Here is a 20,812-nt window from a genome sequence, read left to right on the forward strand (position 1 = left end):
TTTCCTTACGCTTCAGCAAGCGAATTCACGACCCCCGCGATCGCCTGTGACGCACTCCACACAGCCCGCGATTTGCCCGGATATTAACGGGCAAACTATCCCATCCCCCACCCGCTTTGCGCGCCCCCGCGCCTCCGCGCGATAACACAACCACCTGCCTCCGGGTAACCCGGACCCCCGGTGCGATTTCCGATCCGCATCGGTAAATTCCCTCCGCATGACCGCAGCACAAGCAGACCTTGCACGTGCCCGTCCCGCCTCCCTCCGGGAATTCCCGGAAATGCCGGAGGACCTCACGCTCGACGTCCCGCGCGTCGAGGACGGAGCCGCGATCTGGCGCATCGCCCGCGACTCGGGAACCCTGGACCTCAACTCCTCGTACAGCTACCTGCTGTGGTGCCGCGACTTCGCGGCCACCTCGGCCGTGGCCCGCCGCACCGGCGACGGGGAGCCCGCCGGCTTCATCACCGGCTACGTCCGGCCCGCCCGCCCCCGCACCCTCGTGGTGTGGCAGGTCGCCGTGGACCGCCCGCACCGGGGCCGCGGCCTGGCCGCCGCGCTGCTGGAGGGCCTCGTCACACGGGTCGCCCGCGAGAGCGAGAGCGGCATCGACGGGATCGAGACCACCGTCACGCCCGGCAACACCGCCTCCAACCGCCTGTTCGCCTCCTTCGCCGAGCGGCACCGCGCCCCCGTGGAGCGTGAAGTCCTCTTCCACGGCGGGCTGTTCCCCGAGACGGGGCACGACCCCGAGGTCCTGCACCGCATCGGCCCCCTCGCGCACTGAGACATCTCGCCCACTGAGAACCCTCACGCACCGACAGGAGCACCCCCATGACCATCACCCCGCCCGCACTCAGCGTCTTCGAGGCCCTGGAGTCGGAGGTGCGCAGCTACTGCCGCAGCTGGCCCGCGGTCTTCGACCGGGCCCAGGGCAGCCGGATGTACGACGAGGACGGCCACACCTACCTCGACTTCTTCGCCGGCGCCGGGGCGCTCAACTACGGGCACAACAACCCGGTCCTCAAACGCGCCCTGATCGATTACATCGAACGCGACGGCGTCACCCACGGCCTGGACATGGGCACCACCGCCAAGCGCGCCTTCCTGGAGGCCTTCCAGGACGTCGTGCTGCGCCCGCGCGACCTGCCGTACAAGGTGATGTTCCCCGGCCCGACGGGCACCAACGCCGTGGAGGCCGCGCTGAAGCTGGCCCGCAAGGTCAAGGGCCGCGAGGCGATCGTGTCCTTCACCAACGCCTTCCACGGCATGTCGCTGGGCTCGCTCGCCGTCACCGGCAACGCCTTCAAGCGGGCCGGCGCGGGCATCCCCCTGGTGCACGGCACGCCGATGCCGTTCGACCACTACCTCGACGACCAGGTGCCGGACTTCCTGTGGTTCGAGCGGCTGCTGGGAGACCAGGGCTCGGGCCTGAACACCCCCGCCGCCGTCATCGTCGAGACGGTGCAGGGCGAGGGCGGCATCAACGTGGCCCGCCCCGAGTGGCTGCGCGGGCTCGCCGCGCTGTGCGAGCGCCACGACATGCTGCTGATCGTGGACGACATCCAGATGGGCTGCGGCCGCACCGGCGCCTTCTTCTCGTTCGAGGAGGCGGGCATCACCCCGGACATCGTGACGCTCTCGAAGTCCATCGGCGGCTACGGCCTGCCCATGTCGCTCACTCTCTTCCGCCCGGAGCTCGACGTCTGGGAGCCCGGCGAGCACAACGGCACGTTCCGCGGCAACAACCCCTCCTTCGTCACCGCCGCCGCGGCGCTCGACGCGTACTGGACCGACGGGCAGATGGAGAAGCAGACCCTCGCCCGCGGCGAGCAGGCCGAGGAGGCGCTGCGCGCGATCTGCGCCGAACACCCGGAGCTGGGCGCGCACTACCGGGGCCGCGGGCTCGTGTGGGGACTGGAGTTCGCCGACAAGACCCGGGCCTCGGCGGTCGCCCGGCGGGCGTTCGAGCTCGGCCTGCTCGTGGAGACATCGGGCCCCGAGGGCGAGGTCCTCAAGCTGCTGCCCGCCCTGACGATCTCCCCCGAGGAGCTGGACGAGGGCCTGCGGATCGTCGCCCGCGCGGTCCGCGAGACGGCCTGACGGCCCTGACCACCGCAAGTACCGAAAGAAAGGAACAACCCGTGATCGTCCGTTCCCTCCAGGACATCGAGAACACCGACCGCCACGTCAAGGCCAAGTCCGGTACGTGGGAGAGCAAGCGGATCGTGCTCGCCAAGGAGCGGGTCGGCTTCTCCCTGCACGAGACGGTCCTCTACGCCGGCACGGAAACCTCCATGTGGTACGCCAATCACATCGAGGCCGTGCTGTGCGTGGAGGGCGAGGCCGAGCTCACCGACGACGAGACCGGCGAGAAGCACTGGATCTCCCCCGGCACGATGTACCTGCTCGACGGCCACGAGCGGCACACCCTGCGCCCCAAGACCGACTTCCGCTGCGTGTGCGTCTTCAACCCGCCGGTCACGGGACGGGAGGACCACGACGAGAACGGCGTCTACCCGCTGCTGACGGAGGAGGGCTGAAGCATGGCCGCGGTCACCGACCTCTACCCCACGCGCGGCACGCACGAGGTGGCCGTCCCGCGCCGTGACCCCGTGGTGTGGCCCGGGTCCGCACCCGCCTCCGGTGCCGGCATCGGCATCGGCACCGGCACGCCCGGGCCCATCGACGCGGCCGGTCTCGCGGGCTACGAACGCGACGGGTTCCTCACCGTCGACGAGATGCTCGCACCGGACGAGGTGCAGGTCCTGCGCGCCGAGCTCGACCGGCTGATCGCCGACCCGGCGGTGCGGGCCGACGAGAGAGCGGTCGTGGAACCGCACTCGCAGGACGTGCGGTCGGTGTTCGAAGTGCACCGGATCAGCGAGGTGTTCGCACGGCTCGTGCGCGATCCGCGCGTGGTGGGGCGGGCGCGGCAGATCCTCGGCTCGGACGTCTACGTCCACCAGTCGCGGGTCAACGTCAAGCCGGGCTTCGGGGCCTCCGGGTTCTACTGGCACTCGGACTTCGAGACCTGGCACGCGGAGGACGGGCTGCCGCGGATGCGGACGGTGTCGGTGTCGATCGCGCTGACGGAGAACCTCGACACCAACGGCAGCTTGATGATCATGCCGGGGTCGCACCGGACGTTCCTGGGCTGCGCGGGCGTGACGCCGCGGGACAACTACAAGCGGTCCCTGCGGATGCAGGAGGCCGGCACGCCGTCGGACAGCGCGCTCGCCGCGCTGGCCGGGCGGCACGGCATCCGGCTCTTCACGGGCGCGGCCGGTTCCGCGACGTGGTTCGACTGCAACTGCATGCACGGGTCCGGCGACAACATCACGCCCTTCCCGCGCAGCAACGTCTTCATCGTCTTCAACAGCGTGGAGAACACGGCGGTCGAGCCGTTCGCGGCCCCGTCCCGCCGCCCGGACTTCGTGGGGGCGCGGGACTTCACGCCGGTGGGGTAACCGGTCCGGGCGGTGACGCGGCGGGGCCGCCGCGTCACCGCTCGGTCAGACCAGCGCCTCCAGGACGCGGTCCACGTCGGACGAGCTGTTGTAGAGGTGGAAGGACGCCCGCAGCCCTCCGGCGCGGGCGCTGACGCGTACGCCTGCCGCGGCGAGGCGCTCCGCCGCGTGGCCGAGGCCGGGGACCGAGACGACGGCGGAGTCCTCCGCCGGAGCGGGCCGGTGCCCGAGCGCGGCGAGCCCCGTGCGGAAGCGGCCGGCGAGGGCCCGGTCGTGCGCGGCGATCCGGTCCGTCCCGAGTTCCTCGACGAGCCGGAGGCCGGCCAGGGCACCGGTGTAGGGCAGGAGGGCGGGGTTCTCGTCGTAGCGGCGGGCCGAGCGGGCGAGCGAGACCTGCCCGTAGGTGCTGTTCCAGGGGTCCTCCCCCGCCACCCACCCGGCGAAGACGGGGGTGAGGCCGCCGAGGTCCTCGGGGACGGTGAGGTAGGCCGTCCCGCGGGGCCCCATCAGCCACTTGTAGCCGACGCAGACGGTGAAGTCGTGCGCGCCCGCGTCGACGGGCAGCCAGCCCGCGGCCTGGCTGACGTCGACGAGCGTACGGGCGCCGTGGGCGCGGGCGGCCTCGCCGATCGCCCCGAGGCCGGCGAGGCGGCCGTCGGCCGACTGGACGGCACTGACGGCGACGAGCGCGGTCCCGGGCCCCACCGCGTCCGCGATCTTCTCCAGGGGAACGGTGCGGACGCGGAGCCCGGGCCGCACGTGAAAGGGGTTGACGAGGGAGCTGAAGTCCCCCTCCGCGCAGAGGACTTCCGATCCCTCGGGCAACGACTGGGCGACGAGCCCGCAGAAGACGGCGGCCGAACCCCCGGTGGCGACCTGCCGGGCGGGCACGCCGACGAGCCGGGCGAAGGCGGCGCGGACGGCCTCCACGACCGGGTAGTGGTCCTCCGCACCAGGGCGGCCCAGCGAGAACGCGGTGGCGGCCTCGGTCATGGCGGCGACGGCGGGCGCGGGCACGAGCCCGGTGGCGGCGGTGTTGAGGTAGACGGTCTCGGGCGCGAAGTGTGCGGGGGCCAGGCTCTCCATGCCCACCCACTATGCGCGTCCGGCGATCGACCCGTCCACCAGTCCGCCCATCAGTCCGGCCATCAGCCCGTTCCACCAGTCCGTCCGGTCGTCCCTACCGGTGGTCCATCCACCGGTCTGTCCATGCGGGCCTCCCGTCCCCTGCCTGAGAACTAGCCGCCCCTCCCCCTCTCGGCGGAGGAAGTCCGCCGGTCAGAGCGACGCGCCGGCGCCCGCCGGACGGAACGCTGGTCACATGACCAGTACGACGACCGTCCCGGACGACCACGCCACCAAGCGCCGCGTGCTCCGCGCGGCGGCCATCCTGACGGACGCCGCGGCGACGGCTCTCGCCTACGCTGTGCAAGTGATCATCGGTCCGCTCGTCCTCGCCGCCGGCGGCGCACGCTTCTTCGTCCGGCGCTCCGCCCGGGCCGCCGCGCTGTGACGGCTCTCCTCCGGCGCGGTGCGGTCGCCCTGGTGGGTGGCCGCGCCCGGCTGCGGTGGGTGCACCTGCTGCTCGGCGGGGCGCTGCTCATGCCGTACTACCTGCTGGCGAGCACGCTGACGGCGGTCTTCGTCAGCGACACGAACATCCTCTTCCCCTCCTCGCTCGGCCGGCAGTTCGGCGTCTTCGCGCTGGCGCTGGTGCCGGCGGCGGTGACCGCGCTGGTGCCCTTCGTGCGGACGCTGGAGTCGGCGGCGGCACGCGCCCTGTGCGGGGTGCCGGAGGAGGCGCTCGCGACGGGCCCGGGCGAGTCGCGGGCCGCGCGCGGGCGGACCGCCGTCTGGTACACCCTGCACCTGCTGGCCGGCGGCATCGTGAGCGGCATGTCGCTGGCCACGCCCCCGTTCGCGCTGATGCTCATCGCCCTGCCGTTCACCGGCGTCCCCGGCGGCGAGGACGCCCCGTACGGGCTGGGAAACCTGGCCTTCCCGTGGACACTGCTGTCGGTGCCCGCCGGCTTGGCGGTGCTGGTCCTGCTCGCCGGGGTGTCGGGGGGCGCGGGCGCGCTCCTCGCGCGCTGCGCGCCCGTCCTCCTCGGCCCGACGGCCGCCGACCGGCTGGCCGAGGCCGAGCAGCACGCCATGCGGCTGGCCCTGCGCAACCGGCTGGCGCGCGAACTGCACGACTCCGTGGGGCACGCGCTGAGCGCGGTCACCCTGCAGGCGAGCGCGGCGCGCAAGGTCCTCGACGCCGACCCGGAGTTCGCGCGGCAGGCGCTGGCCGCGATCGAGGAGACGACGCGCGAGGCGGTCGGCGAACTGGACACCGTCCTGGGGCTGCTGCGCGAGGACGGCGCCGCGTCCGCCGCGCCGGCGCCGACCCTCGCCGACCTCGACGGGCTGCTGGAGCGCACCCGCGCCGCGGGCGGCACCGTCACCCTCGCCGCATCTCCGGCCCTGGACGGCGTGCCGCCGGTCGTCTCCCGCGAGGCGTACCGGATCGTGCAGGAGGGCCTCACCAATGCCTTGCGGCACGCGGGCCGGGTGCCCGTGCTGCTGCGGATCACCGTGCACGACGACGCCGTGGAGGTCGCCTTGGAGAATCCGGTCAACCCCGACAAGGCCCCCGGCCGCGCGCACCGCCGCACCGGCGGCGGCCGCGGTCTGACGGGCATAGCCGAACGGGCCCGGCTGCTGCGCGGCAGCAGCAGCTCCGGCGAGCGGGACGGGGTGTGGCGGCTCGCCGTCCGCCTGCCGCTGAGCGGGGGTGCGGGCCGGTGACGGCGCCCCTGCGGATCGTGCTCGCCGACGACGAGCGCATGGTGCGGACCGCCCTGCGGGCGATCCTGGGCGCCGAGGAGGACCTGGAGGTCGTCGGCGAGGCCACGACCGGCGCGGAAGCGGTCTCCGTCGTCCGCGAACTGCGCCCCGACGTCGTCCTGATGGACGTACGGATGCCCGAGGTCGACGGGATCCGGGCCACCGAGCAGCTGCTCGGCGGCATGGACTCCCCGCCGCGCGTCATCGTCGTCACCACGTTCGAGAACGACAGCTACGTGTACGACGCGCTGCGCGCCGGGGCGAGCGGCTTCCTCCTCAAACGGGCGGGCGCCGACGAACTCGTCCAGGCCGTCCGGCTCGTGGCCCGCACGGACTCGCTGCTCTTCCCCGCCGCCGTGCGCGCCCTCGCGGCGGAACACGCGGAGGCCCGCCGGGCGAGGGCGGCCGCGGGCAAGCTGCGCGCGCAGCTGTCGGACCGGGAGGCGGAGGTGCTCCGCCTGATGGCCCGGGGCCTGTCGAACGCCGAGATCGCCGAACAGCTCGTCCTGGGCGCGGCGACGGTGAAGACCCACGTGGCAGGCGCCCTGGCGAAACTGGGCGTCCGCAACCGCACTCAAGCGGTCATCGCGGCCTACGAATGCGGTTTCGTGTCCCCGCGCTGAGAGCGCGGGCGGGCACCCGGGCCCTTACTTTTGCCGCTGCGGCGGAAGGAAGGGCCCGGCGGGGTCAGCGGCCCACCGCCTCGCCGACCGTCCTCACCAGGCGCGTGACCTGCGCGTCGTTGTCCTCGCGGAAGCCGTACCGGCGGCGGTTGAAGCCGAAGGCCAGGCCGTTGGACGGGTCGGCGAAGGCCTGGGAGCCGGCGGCGCCGCCGTGGCCGAAGGCGCGGGCGCCGAGGAAGGGGTACTTGTCCCCCATGGCACCGAAGCCCAGGCCGAAGGCCATGTGCTGGCGCAGGACCGCGTCGTGGCCGATGGAGTGGATCTGGGCGAAGTCGGCGGCGGTGGCGGGCGTCAGCAGCGCCTCCTTGCCGTCGACGCCGCTGATGGCGGCCGCGTACATGCGGGCCAGGCCGCGCGCGGAGGCCATGCCGCCGACGGAGGCGGGGCCGCCCGCGCGGATGACGCGGTGGTTCGGCAGATCCTCCAGAACCGTGGGCTGCGGGTGGTTGAGGTTGAAGGCGATGCCCATCAGGCTCTGCGGGCCCGAGGCGCCCTCCAGCAGGGCGCGCTTCTGGCCGGGCGTCGGGTCCATGGGCTGGATGTCGAGGACGCGGTGCTCGTGCTCCTCGGGCAGGCCCATGTAGAAGTCGATGCCGTAGGGGGCGCGGACGCGCTCCTCGTAGAGCTCCTGCATGGTGCGTCCGGTGGCGCGGCGGACGACTTCGCCGGTCAGGGCGCCGATGACGAGTGCGTGGTAGCCGAAGGCGGCACCGGGGCGCCAGTGGGGCCGCTGGCCGGCCAGCTTCTCGGCTATGGCGCGGTCGTCCGCGAGTTCCTCCGTGGTGAAGCCGCCCTCGGCTCCGACGACTCCGGCCCGGTGGGCGAGGAGGTCGCGCAGGGTGATGGATTCCTTGCCCGCGGCGGCGAATTCGGGCCAGTAGTGGGCGACCTCGCGGTCGAGGTCGAGCACGCCTTCCTGGACGAGGAGGGCGACGACGAGGTGGGCCGCGCCCTTGGTGGAGGAGAACACGCCGGTGAGCGAGTCGCCCTCCATGCCGGGGCCGCCCCACAGGTCGACGACCTGCTCGCCGTCGACGTAGGCGGCGAGCTGGGCGGAGTGCCCGGCCCGCTCCTCGGCGAAGGTGGCCTCGAACTCCTCGCGTACGCCCTCGTATCCCTTGGCGACGGTTCCCTGGACGACGGTCCCCTGCGCGGTGGTGGGGCTCGGCATGTCTGTGCTCCCTGTGATCAGTGATGACTCCGGTGGGTGCAGCAGAGCGGGGCCCGTCGTTATTTCGTGACGATCGTCATCTCGCCGACGGCATAAACGGATTGGCTTATTCCGGCCTGATGGTCTCCTGAAAGAGCACCTGGGAGACCACCTGGATGCGCCTGGATATACCTGGAAGGACACCACCCGCCGAAAGCCGTCCGTGCCTCCTTGACCGCCCCGCACCGGCTCCTTAGCGTGTGCGCTTCCCCTTCCGGACCGCCTCAGGAGGCCCAGGCGTCATGCCCTCATCCCGCACGGTCCTCCTCACCGGCGCGGCCGGCCGCATCGGCACCCACCTGCGCACCCTGCTGCCCGCCCACGGCCACCGGCTGCGCCTGTTCGACGTCCGGCCGGTGCCGGGCGAGCCGGACGCGGTCACCGCGGACCTCGCCGACCGCGAGGCGCTGCGGAAGGCCGTCGACGGCGTGGACGCGGTCGTCCACCTGGCGGCCATCCCCCTGGAGGCGTCCTTCGAGGACATCCTGCGCGCCAACGTCGAGGGCACGTACCGCCTGTACGAGGCCGTACGGGAGGCGGGCGTCCGGCGCGTGGTCCTCGCCTCCAGCAACCACGTCGTCGGCTTCGCGCCCGTCCCCGCGGAGGGCGCCCCGCTCCTGCCCGTGGAGACCGCGCACCGCCCGGACACCTTCTACGGCCTCTCCAAGTGCTTCGGCGAGGACCTGGCCTCCCTCTACCGGGACCGGCACGGCATCGAGACCGTGTCCCTGCGCATCGGCGCCTGCTTCCCCGAGCCCACGTCGGTGCGCATGCTGTCGGTGTGGCTGAGTCCCGGCGACTGCGCCCGGCTCGTGCACGCCGCGCTGACGGCCGACGGCGTCGGCCACACCGTCGCCTACGGCAGCTCCGCGAACACCGGACTGTGGTGGGACCTGTCGACCGCCCGCGCCCTCGGCTACGAGCCCCAGGACGACTCCGAGCCGTACGCGGCCGCCCTGCTCGCCGCGGAGAGCGGAACCCCGCGGGAGGGCCACGGCCTCATCGGCGGCGAGTTCTGCGCGGCCGAGCCGCCTCGCTGGAACCCGGGCTGACCTGCGGCGACGGCACACCGGCCAGTCCGCGGCCGGGCTGCGGCCGCCCTGCGGACCCGTCCGCCATCAGGCTGAACCGGGCGGAACCGGGCAGAACCGACGGCTCGGTAATGGAACCGCAAAGAGCGGCCACTCGTTACCCGGAGCATGACCGCTATGACACCCGGCTCGAACATCCCTCTCTCCGTCGCCCGCGTGACGGTGGACGTCACCGCCCCGGTGCGGCTCGACGTATCGGGCCTGCTGCTCACCGCCGACGGCAAGGTGCGCTCCGACGACGACTTCGTCTTCTACAACCAGCCCTCCGGGCCGGGCGTGACCCACCGCGCCGCGTCCGCCGGCTCGCCCGACGCCATCGTGGTGGACACCGCCGCCGTCCCGGCCGGCATCGAAAAGATCGTGGTGACCGCCAGCCCCGACGCCCAGGGCGCGAGCTTCGCCGGCGCCGAACCGACCGCCACCGTCCGCAGCACCGACGACGGCTCGGTCCTCGCCACGTTCACGCCGCCCCGGCTGGGTTCCGAGACCGCCCTGGTGGTCGTGGAGGTCTACCGGCGGGCGGGCGCCTGGAAGGTGCGCGCGGTCGGCCAGGGGTACGCGAACGGCCTGGCGGGCATCGCCACCGACTTCGGCGTGAGCGTGGAGGAGCCCGCGGCCCCCGCCTCCGTGCCTGCCCCTGCGGCCCCCGCTCCCGTGCAGCCGGCCGCCCCCGTGCCGCCGATGCCCGTGGCCGCCCCGGCCGCGCCCGCCGCTCCCCCGGCACCGCCCGCCCCCGGCACCGGCACCGGCACCGGCACCGGGAAGATCAACCTGGACAAGGGCCGGGTCAGCCTGCAGAAGAACCAGACGGTGTCCCTGGTCAAGGGCGGCCGGCCGCTGACGCAGTCGGTGAAGATGGGCCTGGGCTGGGAGCCCGCCTGGGGCACCCGGGCCATCGACCTGGACGCCTCCGTCATCGCCTACGGCCCCGACCGCAACATGATCGACGCCTGCTACTTCGGCAAGCTGCAGATCCTCAACGGCGCGATCCAGCACTCCGGTGACAACCTCACCGGCGAGGGCTCCGGCGACGACGAGACCATCACCGTGCACATGGAGGGCCTGCCGCCCGAGGTGACCGGCCTGGTCTTCACCGTCAGCTCCTTCAACGGCCAGAAGTTCAACCAGGTCGCCAAGGCCTACTGCCGCCTGCTCGACGCCCGCACGGGCGAGGAGCTGGTGCGCTTCGACCTGACCGGCGCGCAGCCCAAGACCGGTGTGCTGATGGCGAAGTTCATCCGGCAGTACTCGGGCGAGTGGGAGATGACCGCCCTGGGCGAGTTCGTGAAGTCGCGCACCGTGCGCGATCTGGTCAAGCCCTCCGCGCAGGCCCTGTGAGCTGCGACGCCCCTGTGAGCTGCCGCGACGGCTGTGCGGAGAGCCCTGCCAGCCGGGCCAGCCTGCGGTAGGAGTCCAGGAGCGCCTCCCGGTCGTACGAGGACGTGGTGACGAGCACCTCGTCGGCGCCGCTGCGCTCGACCAGCGCCCCGAGCGCGGCGGACACCTCGTCCTCCGTGCCGTGGACGTGCCCGCGCAGCCCGTCCTCGTACAGCCGGCGCTCCCGCTCGCTCATCGCCCGCGCCTCGGTCTCCTCCGCGGGCTCCAGCGGCGGGAAGGCGCCGTGCGTCCGCGCGTGCGCCAGCGCCCACGCCTCGGGCACGAGCAGCCTGCGGGCCTCCTCGCGGGTGGCGGCGACGGCCACGTTCCCCGCCACCACGACGTACGGGTGCCGCCACCACGCCGAGGGCCGGAAGGCCTCCCGGTAGCGGGCGACGGCGGCGAGCATCCGCTCCTCGCCGCTCAGGCCGCCGATCACCAGGGCCGCCCCGGCGGCGGCCGCCAGGTCCGCGCCCGTCTCGTTGGCGAGGACGAACGCCGGGATCCGCAGGCCCTCCGCCGGGCGGGCGTGCACCCCCTCGTGCGGGCGCGTACCCCCGGTGAACCAGCCCTCCAGCTCGGCGAGCTGCCCGGCGAAGTCCCCCATGGCGTCCTTGTCCGTGCCCAGGGCCCTGCGGATGCCGTCCGTGAAGCCGACCGAGCGGCCCAGGCCCATGTCGATGCGGCCCGGGAAGAGGGATTCCAGCACCCCGAACTGCTCGGCGACGACGAGCGTGCGGTGGTTGGGCAGCATCACTCCGCCCGTGCCCACCCTGATCCGCGAGGTCGCGGCCGCCACCGCCGCGGCGAGCACGGTCGGGGCCGAGCCCGCCACGCCGGGCACGCTGTGGTGCTCCGAGACCCAGAAGCGGTGGTAGCCGAGCGCCTCGGCCTGCTGCGCGAACCGCACGGTGTCGCGCAGCGCCTCGCCCTGCGGGTGGTCCCGGCGGGTGCGGGAGCGGTCGAGTACGGAGAGCCGGATCGTCACCTCTCCTTCAACAAAGGCGAACGGTCATGATTCCCGGCTGCTCGTCCGCCTGTCATCCGCCCTGTCACCTGCCCTGTCACCTGCCCTGACGGCGCCAGGGGCCGGTGATCGCCAGCATGATGCCGGGATCCTGGAGGTTGGCGAAGAGCGTCCTGCCGTCCGGCGAGAAGGTGACGCCGGTGAACTCGCTGTACTCAGGCTTCTGCGCGGTGCCGATGTTCAGTTCGTTGCGGGCGATGGGGTAGGTGCGGCCGTCGTCGAGGGCGCCGAAGAGATGCTGGATCCCCTCGCCGTCCTCGGCCACCACCAGGCCGCCGTGCGGTGAGACGGTGATGTTGTCCGGGCCGTCGAAGGCGCCGTCCCGGCCCGGGTCCTTGTTGACGCCGAGGCGCACCTTCAGGGTGAGGGTGCGGCGGCCGGGGTTGTAGAACCACACCTGGCCGTCGTGCTGGACGGGGCTCTCCTCCCGGGCGAAGGACGCGACGATGTACGCGCCCCCGTCCGCCCACCACATGCCCTCGAGCTTGCGGGCCCGGGTGACCTGGCCGTCCTTGAACTGCTTGCGCACCGGCACCGAGCGGGCGTCGCGGTCGGGCACGCCCACCCAGTCCACGCCGTAGACCGTGCCCGTGCGGGTGGCGCGGGAGAGGTCGTCGACGAAGCGGCCGCCGGAGTCGAAGCACTTGAAGGCCTGGAGGGCGCCCGCGTCGTCGGCGAGGGTGCGCAGCCTGCTGCGGCCGTGCCGGAAGCCCTTCGGCGGGGTCCAGCGGTAGAGCAGGCCGTTGGGGCCCGAGGCGTCCTCCGTGAGGTAGAGGTGTCCGCGGGAGGGGTCGGTGACGACGGCCTCGTGGGCGTAGCGGCCCAGCGCCTTGACGGGCTTGGGGGCGCGGTTGGCGCGGCGGTCGAGCGGGTCGACCTCGAAGACGTAGCCGTGATCTTTCGTCATGCCGTTCTGACCGGCCTTGTCCTCGGTCTCCTCGCAGGTCAGCCAGGTGCCCCACGGGGTGGTGCCGCCGGCGCAGTTGGTGGACGTGCCCGCGATGCCGACCCGCTCGGCGACGTGCGAGCCGTCGTGGGAGACCTCGACGACCGTGCAGCCGCCGGACGCGGCGGGGTCGTAGACGAGGCCCTCCGCGAGGGGCACCGGGTGCTTCCAGCCGGCCCGGGGGCCCTTGAGCTCGTGGTTGTTGACGAGGACGGTGGCGCCGCGGGGGCCTGCGAAGGCGGCGGTGCCGTCGTGGTGCGAGGGCGTGTGCTCGCCGGACTCCAGCTTGGTGACGCCGGCCCGGGTCACGACGCGGTAGGAGAACCCGGCGGGCAGGGCCAGCAGGCCCTTCGGATCCGGCACGAGGGGCCCGTAGCCGGGCCGGGGGCGGGGGCGGGCGCCGGACTGCTCCGGCGCGGCGCCCGCCAGGGCTCCGGGGGCGCTGGCGAGCACGCCGACACTGCCGGTCAGCGCCACCCCTGCACCGGCGACGGCGGATCGCTTCGCAAAGTCTCTTCGGCTGAGGCTCATCTGATCTCCAGGGTCCGCGGGCTCACGCGCCTACATTCCCGTTCCCCGCCGAATGCGGTATGAACACCACACGAAGCGCACGGGACGGAACCCCGAGCGCCGCGGGAGCGCGAGAACGCTCCCGCACGTTGCCCACGACATCGGGCCGTCGCGGCGAAAGATTCCCGGCTGCACCGTAACGACAGGACCGGGCCCAGCCACTCACTTCCGCCGCCACGGCGATCGGCCCCGACGGCGCGTCCCAGCGGTGCCGAACCCCGCTCGGGCTCGTCCGGCAGGGCCGGACACCACGGTGACGCCGCACTACCCGGCCCCCGCCCCTTTGCCGCAGGCAAGAAAATCCGCCGCAGCGGCGAGCAACCCCCGCGGCGCGGCCCCGGCGGCGCCGGACCCCCGTCCGGCCACAGCACGCGGCGCGGGGGGCACCCTGTCTCCGTAAAGCTCAGCGCAGCGTCACCGCTGGGAGCGGGCCTTGAAGGCCGCCTTGCGGGCTTCCTTGGCGATCTTCTTCTCCGGGTGGAGGCGGCCCATGGCCTCCAGGACCTCCGCCGTCGCCGGGTGGTCCACCCGCCACGCCGTCTCGAAGAACCCGCCGTGCTGACCGACCAGGCCCTCCACGAGCCCGCGCAGCTCGTCGGTGTCGCCGGAGGCGGCCAGCTGTGCGGCGATCGTGTCGATCGTCAGCCAGAAGACCATGTCCTCGCCCGGCTCGGGCACGTCCGCCGCCCCGTGCTCGGCGAGCCACACGCGGGCGAGCCCGCCCAGCTCGCGGTCGTCGAGGACCTCGCGCACGGCCGGCTCGGCCCCGGCGCCGAGGAGGGAGAGCGTCTCCTGGCAGGCGAGGCGGCGCGAGGGCGCGTCCACGTCGTTGCCGCGCCCGGCGGCGAGCAGCTCGCGGGCGGCGTCCTGCGGCGTGCGGCGGGCGAGCCACAGGGCGGCCTCCGCGCGGGCGGCCGTCTCCGGGTGGCCGGGCAGGGCGGCCAGGAGCGCGTCGGCGCCCTTGTCGGCGAGGTCGCCGACGGCGGGGGCGTCGATGCCCGCTTCCACCATGCGGGTGCGGACGGCGAAGAGGCCGAGGGGGGTGAGGGAGACCATGCCGTAGCGGCTGACGTCCTCGTCCTCGGGGGTGTCGGAGGCGACGCCGTCGACGGACTCGCGGATGTGGCCCTCGCCGTCGACCTCCTCGATGAGGGACTCGTCGACGGGCCGGTAGTCGATGATCCCGGTGGGCGCGAGCAGCCGGAACTGGTCGTCCAGGCGCATCATCGCGTCGGAGACCTCTTCGAGGATGTCGTCCGTGGGCTCGTCCATGTCGTCGGGCACGATCATGGACGCGGCGAGCGCCGGCAGCGGTACGGGGTGCTGCGCGTCGCTCTGCTCCAGCGCGGTCAGCAGGTAGAGGTTGCCGAGGACGCCGTCGAGGAAGTCGGCCTCGCCCTCGGGGTCCCAGTCGAGGGAGTCGAGGTCGAGGTCCTCGCCCTCGGCGATCCGGTCGGCGATGTCGCCGAGGTCGGGCGCGGCGGCGTCGGCGAGGACGCTCTCGAAGCCGCCGAGGAACAGTTCGAGGACGTCGGCAGGGCTGCCGGAGGCGAGCGTGGGGAGCTCCTCGCCGGCGACGGCGGTGCCCCGGGGCTCGTCCTCGCCCGCTTCCGGCTCCTCGTCCCCTTCCTCGTCCTCTTCGTTCTCCTCGAAGTCCACGAGCCCGGTGTCGAGCGCGTGCTGCCACGCGTCCATGGCGTACGCGTCGCCGTCCTCCTCGCCCGCGAGCCCGAGCAGCTCCGTGGCCGCCCGCAGCTGCTCCGCGAGCAGCTCGCCGCCGACCCCGACCGGGATGCCCTCCTCGCCGGCCCAGCGCGCGAGCTTCGCGGCGCGGGCGAGCAGCGGCGCGGACAGCGCGTCGCGCGCGAGCTCCGCGTCGGAGGGGAGCCGCACCGGCGGCATGGTCGGACGGTCTCCGGACATCAGGGGGGTCTCTCCTCGTCGTGACATGCGTCGTGGCACGTACGGTGACGTGCAGCGATGCGCGGTGTGGCAGGCAGCGCCGCAGACCGGGCGCGGTGCCCAAGCGTAGACGGGATTTCCGCCTTGCCGCCCGGTTCGCCGAACCGCCGGCGGACATTCGGCTGACGGTTACCCACGGAACCTTGACAACTTCCCCGGGCTCGCAAGACATTGACGCGCGTAGAGATCGTCAGGATCGCGTCAACGACGATTCCTCCACGTCATACCCCCCTCGTATTCCCACCGGAGGCACCCGTGCCCGCTCGCCCGTCCGCCCGCCGCTCCCTGCGCAGACCCGCGGCCCTCGGCTCCCTCGTCGCCGCCGCGCTCGCCGCGGGGCTGCTCGCCGCCCCGCAGCAGGCGAACGCCGAGGGCCTGCGCATCCACGACATCCAGGGCACCACCCGGGTGTCCCCGCTCGCCGGACAGCAGGTGTCGGACGTACCCGGCGTCGTCACGGCCGTGCGCGCCTTCGGCTCCTCCCGCGGCTTCTGGATCCAGGACACGCGCCCGGACCGCAACGACGCGACGAGCGAGGGCGTCTTCGTCTTCACCGGCTCCACCGCGCCGTCCGTCGCCGTGGGCGACGCCGTGACCGTCTCCGCCACCGTCACCGAGTACTACCCGGGCGGCGAGAAGGCCGGCCTGCAGTCGGTCACCCAGCTCACCAAGGCCACGTGGACGGTGCGCTCGTCCGGCAACGCCCTGCCCGCCCCGGTCAAGCTGCGCCCGTCGCAGATCCCCGGACGCTACGCCCCGGACGCGCGCGGCGGCTCCGTCGAGAAGCTCGCGCTGCGGCCGGGCTCGTACGCCCTGGACCGCTACGAGTCGCTGGAGGGCATGCGCGTCTCCGTGCAGGACGCCCCCGTCGTCGGCGCGACCAGCGAGCACAAGGACCTGTGGGTCACCGCCGAGCCGCGCCACAACCGCACCGCCCGCGGCGGCACCCTCTACGGCTCCTACGCCGACCCGAACGCCGGCCGGGTCAAGGTGGTCTCGCTGATCCCCTTCGCCCAGCGCCCCTTCCCCGTCGCGAACGTCGGCGACGAGCTGACCGGCACCACGGCCGGCCCGCTGGACTACGACAACTTCGGCGGCTACACGCTGCAGGCCACCGAGCTCGGCAAGCTCACCGACCGCGGCCTGAAGCGCGAGACGACGCGCAAGCAGCGCAGCGACGAGCTCGCGGTCGCCACGTACAACGTGGAGAACCTCTCCCCCAAGACGCCGCAGGCGAAGTTCGACCGGCTGGCGGCCGCACTGGTCGCCAACCTCGCCGCGCCCGACATCGTCGCCCTGGAGGAGGTCCAGGACGACAACGGCACCACCGACGACGGCACCGTGGACGCCGGCCACACGCTGCGGAAGCTCACGGACGCCATCAAGGCGGCCGGCGGCCCGGCGTACGAGTGGCGGCAGATCAGCCCCGTCAACGGTCAGGACGGCGGCCAGCCGGGCGGCAACATCCGCACCGCTTTCCTCTTCAACCCCGCCCGGGTCTCCTTCACCGACACCCCCGGCGGCGACTCCACCACCGCCGTCAAGGCCGTCCGCGCAGGCGGCAAGGCCGCGCTGACCGCCTCGCCCGGCCGCATCGACCCCGGCAACGCCGCGTGGGCGAACAGCCGCAAGCCCCTCGCGGGCCAGTTCACCTTCCGGGGCGAGCGGGTCTTCGTCATCGCGAACCACTTCAACTCCAAGGGCGGCGACCAGGGCGTCGACAGCCGCTTCCAGCCCCCGGCCCGCCCGTCGGAGGTGCAGCGCCACGAGCAGGCCAAGGCGGTGAACGCCTTCGTCAAGCAGCTGCTGGCGGCCGACCGGCACGCGAACGTCATCGTCGCTGGCGACCTGAACGACTTCCAGTTCTCGTCCGCCGTGAAGACCCTCACCGCGGGCAAGGCGCTGACCGACCAGGTCGACCGGCTGCCGCGCAACGAGCGCTACGGCTACGTCTACCAGGGCAACTCCCAGGTGCTGGACCACATCCTGACCAGCCCTCACGTGCGCCGCGTGGACTACGACATCGTGCACATCAACGCGGAGTTCGCCGACCAGGCGAGTGACCACGACCCGCAGGTGCTGCGCTGGAAGCCGTAGCGATCCTTACCGGTAGGGACGAGAACAATTAAATAGACCTGTACGGTCGGAGGGGCCGAGAATCGCGTCCATGACGCCCATTCCCACCAGCCCCTTCGGCCGTACCGTCTGCGCGATGGTCACCCCCTTCACCCCGGAGGGAGAGCTCGACCTCGACGGCGCCCAGGCCCTCGCCGACCGCCTCGTCGGGGACGGCGGCTGCGACGGCCTCGTCCTCAACGGCACCACCGGGGAGTCGCCGACCACCGGCGACGCGGAGAAGAGCGCGCTCGTGCGGGCCGTGGCCGAGGCCGTCGGCGACCGGGCGCGCATCACGGCGGGCGTCGGCTCGGCCGACACCCGGCACACCGTGGAGCTGGCCCGGGCCGCCGAGGCGGCAGGCGCGCACGGGGTGCTCGTAGTGACCCCCTACTACAGCCGGCCGCCGCAGGAGGACATCGCCGAGCACTTCCTGACCGTGGCCGACGGGACCGGACTGCCCGTGATGCTCTACGACATCCCGGGCCGCACCGCCACCCGCATCGAGCCCGGCACCATGCTGCGCCTGGCCGAGCACCCGCGCATCGCCGGGGTCAAGGACTGCGCCTACGACCTGCTGGGCAGCGCGAAGGTCATCGCGGCCACGGACCTGGCGTACTACTCGGGCTCCGAGGAGCTCAACCTTCCGCTGCGCGCCGTGGGCGCGACCGGCTACGTCAGCACGGTCGCCAACGTCGCGGGCCCGCTGCTGGCCGCGGCCCTGGACGCCTTCGACCGCGGCACCCCGGCGGAGGCCACCCGTCTGCACCAGCGGGTACTGCCCCTGACCGAACTGATGATGGCCTCCGGCCTCCCCGGCACGGTCACGGCGAAGGCCCTGCTGAACGCGCTCGGCCACCCCGCCGGCCCGGTCCGCCCGCCGCTGCGCACGGCAAGCCCCGAACGCACCGAGGCCCTCCTCAAGGCGTACGCGGAACTGGGCCTCTAGCGGGCCCGGCCGGTCGTGCCTGGGGAGGGCGCTCGTGCGTGCGCGGGCAAGGCCGCGAGTGCGGCCGCCGCGCGGGGATCAGTTGTGGCTGTGCAGGATCTCGTTCAGGCCGCCCCAGGTGCTCTTGTAGGGGCGGGCCTCGACGGCGCCCGTCGTGGAGTTGCGGCGGAAGAGGATGTTGTCCGCGCCCGACAGGGTCAGCGCCTTGACGATCTCGCCGTCCGGCAGGGTCACGCGGGTGCCGGCCGTGACGTACAGACCGGCCTCGACGACGCACTCGTCGCCGAGCGCGATGCCGATGCCCGACTCGGCGCCGAGCAGGCAGCGCTCGCCGATGGAGATGATCTGCTTGCCGCCGCCGGAGAGCGTGCCCATGGTGGAGGCGCCGCCGCCGATGTCGGTGCCGTCGCCGACGACGACGCCCGCGCTGATGCGGCCCTCGACCATGGAGGTGCCCAGCGTGCCGGCGTTGAAGTTGACGAAGCCCTCGTGCATGACGGTGGTGCCGGAGCCGATGTAGGCGCCGAGGCGGACGCGGTCGGCGTCGGCGATGCGCACGCCGGACGGGGCGACGTAGTCCGTCATCCGCGGGAACTTGTCGATGCTGGTCACCTGCAGGTGCAGGCCCTCGGCGCGGGCGGCCAGGCGCGTGGTCTCGACGCGGCCGACGGCGACGGGGCCGAGCGAGGTCCAGGCGACGTTGGCGAGCAGGCCGAAGATGCCGTCCAGGTTCTGGCCGTGCGGCTTGACCAGGCGGTGGGAGAGCAGGTGCAGGCGCAGGTAGGCATCGTGCGCGTCGAGCGGCTTGTCGTCCAGCGAGGCGATGACCGTACGGACGGCCACGACCTCGACGCCCCGGCGCGGGTCCGGGCCGACGGCCTTGAGGGCGTTCGCGCCGAGCAGCTCGGCGGCGCGCTCGGCGCTCAGCCGCTCGGTGCCGGCCGGGCCGGCGTCCTCGGTGAGCTCCGGGGCGGGGAACCAGGTGTCGAGGACGGTCCCGTCCTCGGTGATCGTGGCAAGGCCGGCGGCGACGGCGCCGGTGGTACGGGAGGCAACAGCATCGGTCATGCTCGAAAACCTAACCGGACCGGCCCTCTCAAGGCGAACCGGTCGCGCCCGCGGCGGCCGCGCGCCGGGCCGGACGGCCGCTGCCGGTCACCGGCCGTGACAGCCCTTACCGGTCACCGGGCCGGCCCGCCGGTCACCGCGGCCGGCGCCCGGACCGCCAGCATCTCGTCCACGCACTCCGCGGCGATGGGCCGCACGGCCGGGCGGCGCAACGCGGCAAGGTAAAGCTCGTACTCCAGCTCCAGGCGCCTGCGGTCCCCGGTGAGCGACTCGCCGACCAGCCGACCCAGCTCCTCGGCGAGGGGCAGGCCGGGGTCGACGGCCCGCTCCCAGGCGGCGAGGATGCGTACGGTCGTACGCATCGATGTCCGGCACGGAGGTCCGGACCACGAGGGACCGCATGATGTAGACCGAAGAAGCCGTGAGCGAAGAAGCCATGGCCGCAGCCTGTCCGAGCAACTCCGAGCAACTCCGAGGAATCCCGACGATGCATCAGATGTCCGCCGAATCGCAGCCCCATCTGCGCACCTTCATGGGCTGGCCGCCGGCCGGTCCCGTCTGGGGCCCGTACACCGCCGCGGTCCGCGAGGACGTCGCCGCGATCGCCCGGACGATCGCGGAGTACGAGCCCGTGGTGCTGCTCGCGGCGCCCGGGGACGCCGCGGCGGCGCGGCAGGCGTGCGGCGGGGGCGTCGAGGTCGTGCCGCTGCCCGTCGACGACCTCTGGCTGCGCGACTCCGGCCCCGTCTTCGTCACCGGCCCCGACGGGGCGGCCGCGGGCGTCGACTTCGGCTTCAACGGCTGGGGCGGCAAGCAGGAGCACCCCCGGGACGGCCTGGTCGCGCGCCGGGTGCTGGAGGCCTTCGGGGTGCCCCGCATCGAGGCGCCGATCGTCGCCGAGGGCGGCTCGCTGGAGACCGACGGCGCGGGCACGCTCCTGGTCACCGAGAGCTCGCTGGTGAACGACAACCGCAACCCGGGGCGCTCGCGCGACGACATCGAAAAGGCCCTCGTGGAGCTGCTCGGCGCCCGCAAGGTGATCTGGCTGGAGGGCGTCCGCGGCGAGGACGTCACCGACTGCCACGTCGACGCCCTCGCCCGCTTCGCCGCCCCCGGCACGGTCCTGCTGAGCAGCCCGCCGCCCGGGGCGCAGCCGGACGTCTGGACGCGCGTGTACGAGCAGGCGCGCGCCGCCCTGGAAGCGGCCACGGACGCCGCAGGCCGGCCCCTGGAGATCGTGGACCTCCCCGAACCGGACCCGGCCGCCCTGGGCAAGCGCGGCGCGGACTTCCTCGGCTGCTACGCCAATTACTACGTGGCGAACGGCGCCGTGATCGTCCCCCGCTTCGGCGACCGCCGCGCCGACGACCACGCGGCGTCCCTCCTGCGCGACCTCCACCCCGGCCGCACCGTCCGCCAGGTCGAGATCCACGACCTGGCGGAGGGCGGCGGCGGCATCCACTGCGCCACACAGCAGCAGCCCGCCCTCTGACCGGGGGTCAGGGAGCGGGC

General features: G+C 73.4%; 19 protein-coding genes. 12 read left to right on the forward strand and 7 right to left on the reverse strand.

Annotation, left to right across the window (positions count from 1 at the left end; all coding sequences use genetic code 11):
• Positions 1-217 precede the first annotated feature (217 nt).
• Genes ectA through thpD form a run of 4 tightly spaced genes read left to right on the forward strand, consistent with a single transcriptional unit; the run spans position 218 to position 3,470 of the window.
• On the forward strand, positions 218-787 hold the full coding sequence (ectA, locus tag FGW37_RS07790) for a diaminobutyrate acetyltransferase (protein WP_179080392.1): 570 nt from the start codon (positions 218-220) through the stop codon (positions 785-787).
• A 47-nt stretch (positions 788-834) separates the two neighbouring features.
• Complete coding sequence (gene ectB / locus FGW37_RS07795) at positions 835-2,103, forward strand: diaminobutyrate--2-oxoglutarate transaminase (RefSeq protein ID WP_179080393.1); 1,269 nt, start codon at positions 835-837, stop codon at positions 2,101-2,103.
• A gap of 41 nt (positions 2,104-2,144) precedes the next feature.
• A complete protein-coding gene (locus FGW37_RS07800) occupies positions 2,145-2,543 on the forward strand; it encodes an ectoine synthase (RefSeq protein WP_058044967.1) in 399 nt (132 codons plus the stop codon).
• A 3-nt stretch (positions 2,544-2,546) separates the two neighbouring features.
• Complete coding sequence (gene thpD, locus FGW37_RS07805) at positions 2,547-3,470, forward strand: ectoine hydroxylase (RefSeq protein ID WP_179080394.1); 924 nt, start codon at positions 2,547-2,549, stop codon at positions 3,468-3,470.
• A 45-nt stretch (positions 3,471-3,515) separates the two neighbouring features.
• On the opposite strand, the gene FGW37_RS07810 is transcribed toward thpD, so the two are convergent.
• Positions 3,516-4,556 (reverse strand): aminotransferase class V-fold PLP-dependent enzyme, encoded by a 1,041-nt coding sequence (locus FGW37_RS07810; RefSeq protein WP_179080395.1) that lies wholly within the window; start codon positions 4,554-4,556, stop codon positions 3,516-3,518.
• Positions 4,557-4,791: 235 nt separating this feature from the next.
• On the opposite strand from FGW37_RS07810, the gene FGW37_RS07815 reads away from it, so the two are divergent.
• From FGW37_RS07815 to FGW37_RS07825, 3 genes are read left to right on the forward strand one after another with little or no spacing between them, the layout of a single operon-like run.
• Positions 4,792-4,983, forward strand: coding sequence for a hypothetical protein (locus tag FGW37_RS07815; protein ID WP_179080396.1), 192 nt, complete (start codon positions 4,792-4,794; stop codon positions 4,981-4,983).
• Complete coding sequence (locus FGW37_RS07820) at positions 4,980-6,263, forward strand: sensor histidine kinase (RefSeq protein ID WP_246430306.1); 1,284 nt, start codon at positions 4,980-4,982, stop codon at positions 6,261-6,263. The genes FGW37_RS07815 and FGW37_RS07820 overlap by 4 nt, the downstream gene beginning before the upstream one ends.
• Positions 6,264-6,301: 38 nt before the next feature.
• Positions 6,302-6,925, forward strand: coding sequence for a response regulator (locus FGW37_RS07825; RefSeq protein ID WP_246430738.1), 624 nt, complete (start codon positions 6,302-6,304; stop codon positions 6,923-6,925).
• A 64-nt stretch (positions 6,926-6,989) separates the two neighbouring features.
• Here the strand turns inward: FGW37_RS07825 and FGW37_RS07830 are convergent, their stop codons facing one another.
• Entirely contained in the window at positions 6,990-8,156 is a 1,167-nt protein-coding gene (locus FGW37_RS07830) for a serine hydrolase domain-containing protein (RefSeq protein WP_179080398.1), read from the reverse strand.
• A gap of 281 nt (positions 8,157-8,437) precedes the next feature.
• On the opposite strand from FGW37_RS07830, the gene FGW37_RS07835 reads away from it, so the two are divergent.
• The gene (locus FGW37_RS07835; RefSeq protein ID WP_179080399.1) at positions 8,438-9,247 is read left to right on the forward strand and encodes an NAD-dependent epimerase/dehydratase family protein; all 810 of its coding nucleotides are present in this window, start codon (positions 8,438-8,440) and stop codon (positions 9,245-9,247) included.
• A 147-nt stretch (positions 9,248-9,394) separates the two neighbouring features.
• On the forward strand, positions 9,395-10,624 hold the full coding sequence (locus FGW37_RS07840; RefSeq protein WP_179080400.1) for a TerD family protein: 1,230 nt from the start codon (positions 9,395-9,397) through the stop codon (positions 10,622-10,624).
• Here the strand turns inward: FGW37_RS07840 and FGW37_RS07845 are convergent.
• The 3 genes from FGW37_RS07845 to FGW37_RS07855 all read right to left on the reverse strand — a co-directional run bounded on the left by FGW37_RS07845 (position 10,599) and on the right by FGW37_RS07855 (position 15,129).
• Positions 10,599-11,651 carry an MsnO8 family LLM class oxidoreductase gene (locus FGW37_RS07845; protein WP_179080401.1) on the reverse strand — a complete coding sequence of 351 codons (1,053 nt, stop codon included), beginning with the start codon at positions 11,649-11,651 and terminating at the stop codon, positions 10,599-10,601. The genes FGW37_RS07840 and FGW37_RS07845 overlap by 26 nt on opposite strands.
• A 76-nt stretch (positions 11,652-11,727) precedes the next feature.
• Positions 11,728-13,167, reverse strand: a complete 1,440-nt coding sequence (locus FGW37_RS07850) for an alkaline phosphatase PhoX (RefSeq protein ID WP_179080402.1) — start codon at positions 13,165-13,167, stop codon at positions 11,728-11,730.
• A gap of 453 nt (positions 13,168-13,620) precedes the next feature.
• Positions 13,621-15,129 (reverse strand): hypothetical protein, encoded by a 1,509-nt coding sequence (locus FGW37_RS07855; protein WP_179080403.1) that lies wholly within the window; start codon positions 15,127-15,129, stop codon positions 13,621-13,623.
• 294 nt (positions 15,130-15,423) lie between these two features.
• Between FGW37_RS07855 and FGW37_RS07860 the strand changes: the two genes are divergently transcribed.
• The gene (locus FGW37_RS07860; protein ID WP_179080404.1) at positions 15,424-17,265 is read left to right on the forward strand and encodes an endonuclease/exonuclease/phosphatase family protein; all 1,842 of its coding nucleotides are present in this window, start codon (positions 15,424-15,426) and stop codon (positions 17,263-17,265) included.
• A gap of 70 nt (positions 17,266-17,335) precedes the next feature.
• Complete coding sequence (dapA, locus tag FGW37_RS07865) at positions 17,336-18,232, forward strand: 4-hydroxy-tetrahydrodipicolinate synthase (RefSeq protein ID WP_179080405.1); 897 nt, start codon at positions 17,336-17,338, stop codon at positions 18,230-18,232.
• A gap of 78 nt (positions 18,233-18,310) precedes the next feature.
• Here the strand turns inward: dapA and dapD are convergent, their stop codons facing one another.
• Both dapD and FGW37_RS07875 read right to left on the reverse strand, forming a co-directional pair.
• The gene (gene dapD / locus FGW37_RS07870; RefSeq protein WP_179080406.1) at positions 18,311-19,300 is read right to left on the reverse strand and encodes a 2,3,4,5-tetrahydropyridine-2,6-dicarboxylate N-succinyltransferase; all 990 of its coding nucleotides are present in this window, start codon (positions 19,298-19,300) and stop codon (positions 18,311-18,313) included.
• A 113-nt stretch (positions 19,301-19,413) separates the two neighbouring features.
• A complete protein-coding gene (locus FGW37_RS07875; RefSeq protein ID WP_425506488.1) occupies positions 19,414-19,662 on the reverse strand; it encodes a TetR/AcrR family transcriptional regulator in 249 nt (82 codons plus the stop codon).
• A 134-nt stretch (positions 19,663-19,796) separates the two neighbouring features.
• Here FGW37_RS07875 and FGW37_RS07880 point away from each other — a divergent pair, with 134 nt between their 5' ends.
• Positions 19,797-20,792, forward strand: a complete 996-nt coding sequence (locus FGW37_RS07880) for an agmatine deiminase family protein (RefSeq protein WP_246430307.1) — start codon at positions 19,797-19,799, stop codon at positions 20,790-20,792.
• Positions 20,793-20,812 lie beyond the last annotated feature (20 nt).

The organism is Streptomyces rectiverticillatus (genome assembly GCF_013394065.1).
Taxonomy (GTDB): domain Bacteria; phylum Actinomycetota; class Actinomycetes; order Streptomycetales; family Streptomycetaceae; genus Streptomyces; species Streptomyces rectiverticillatus.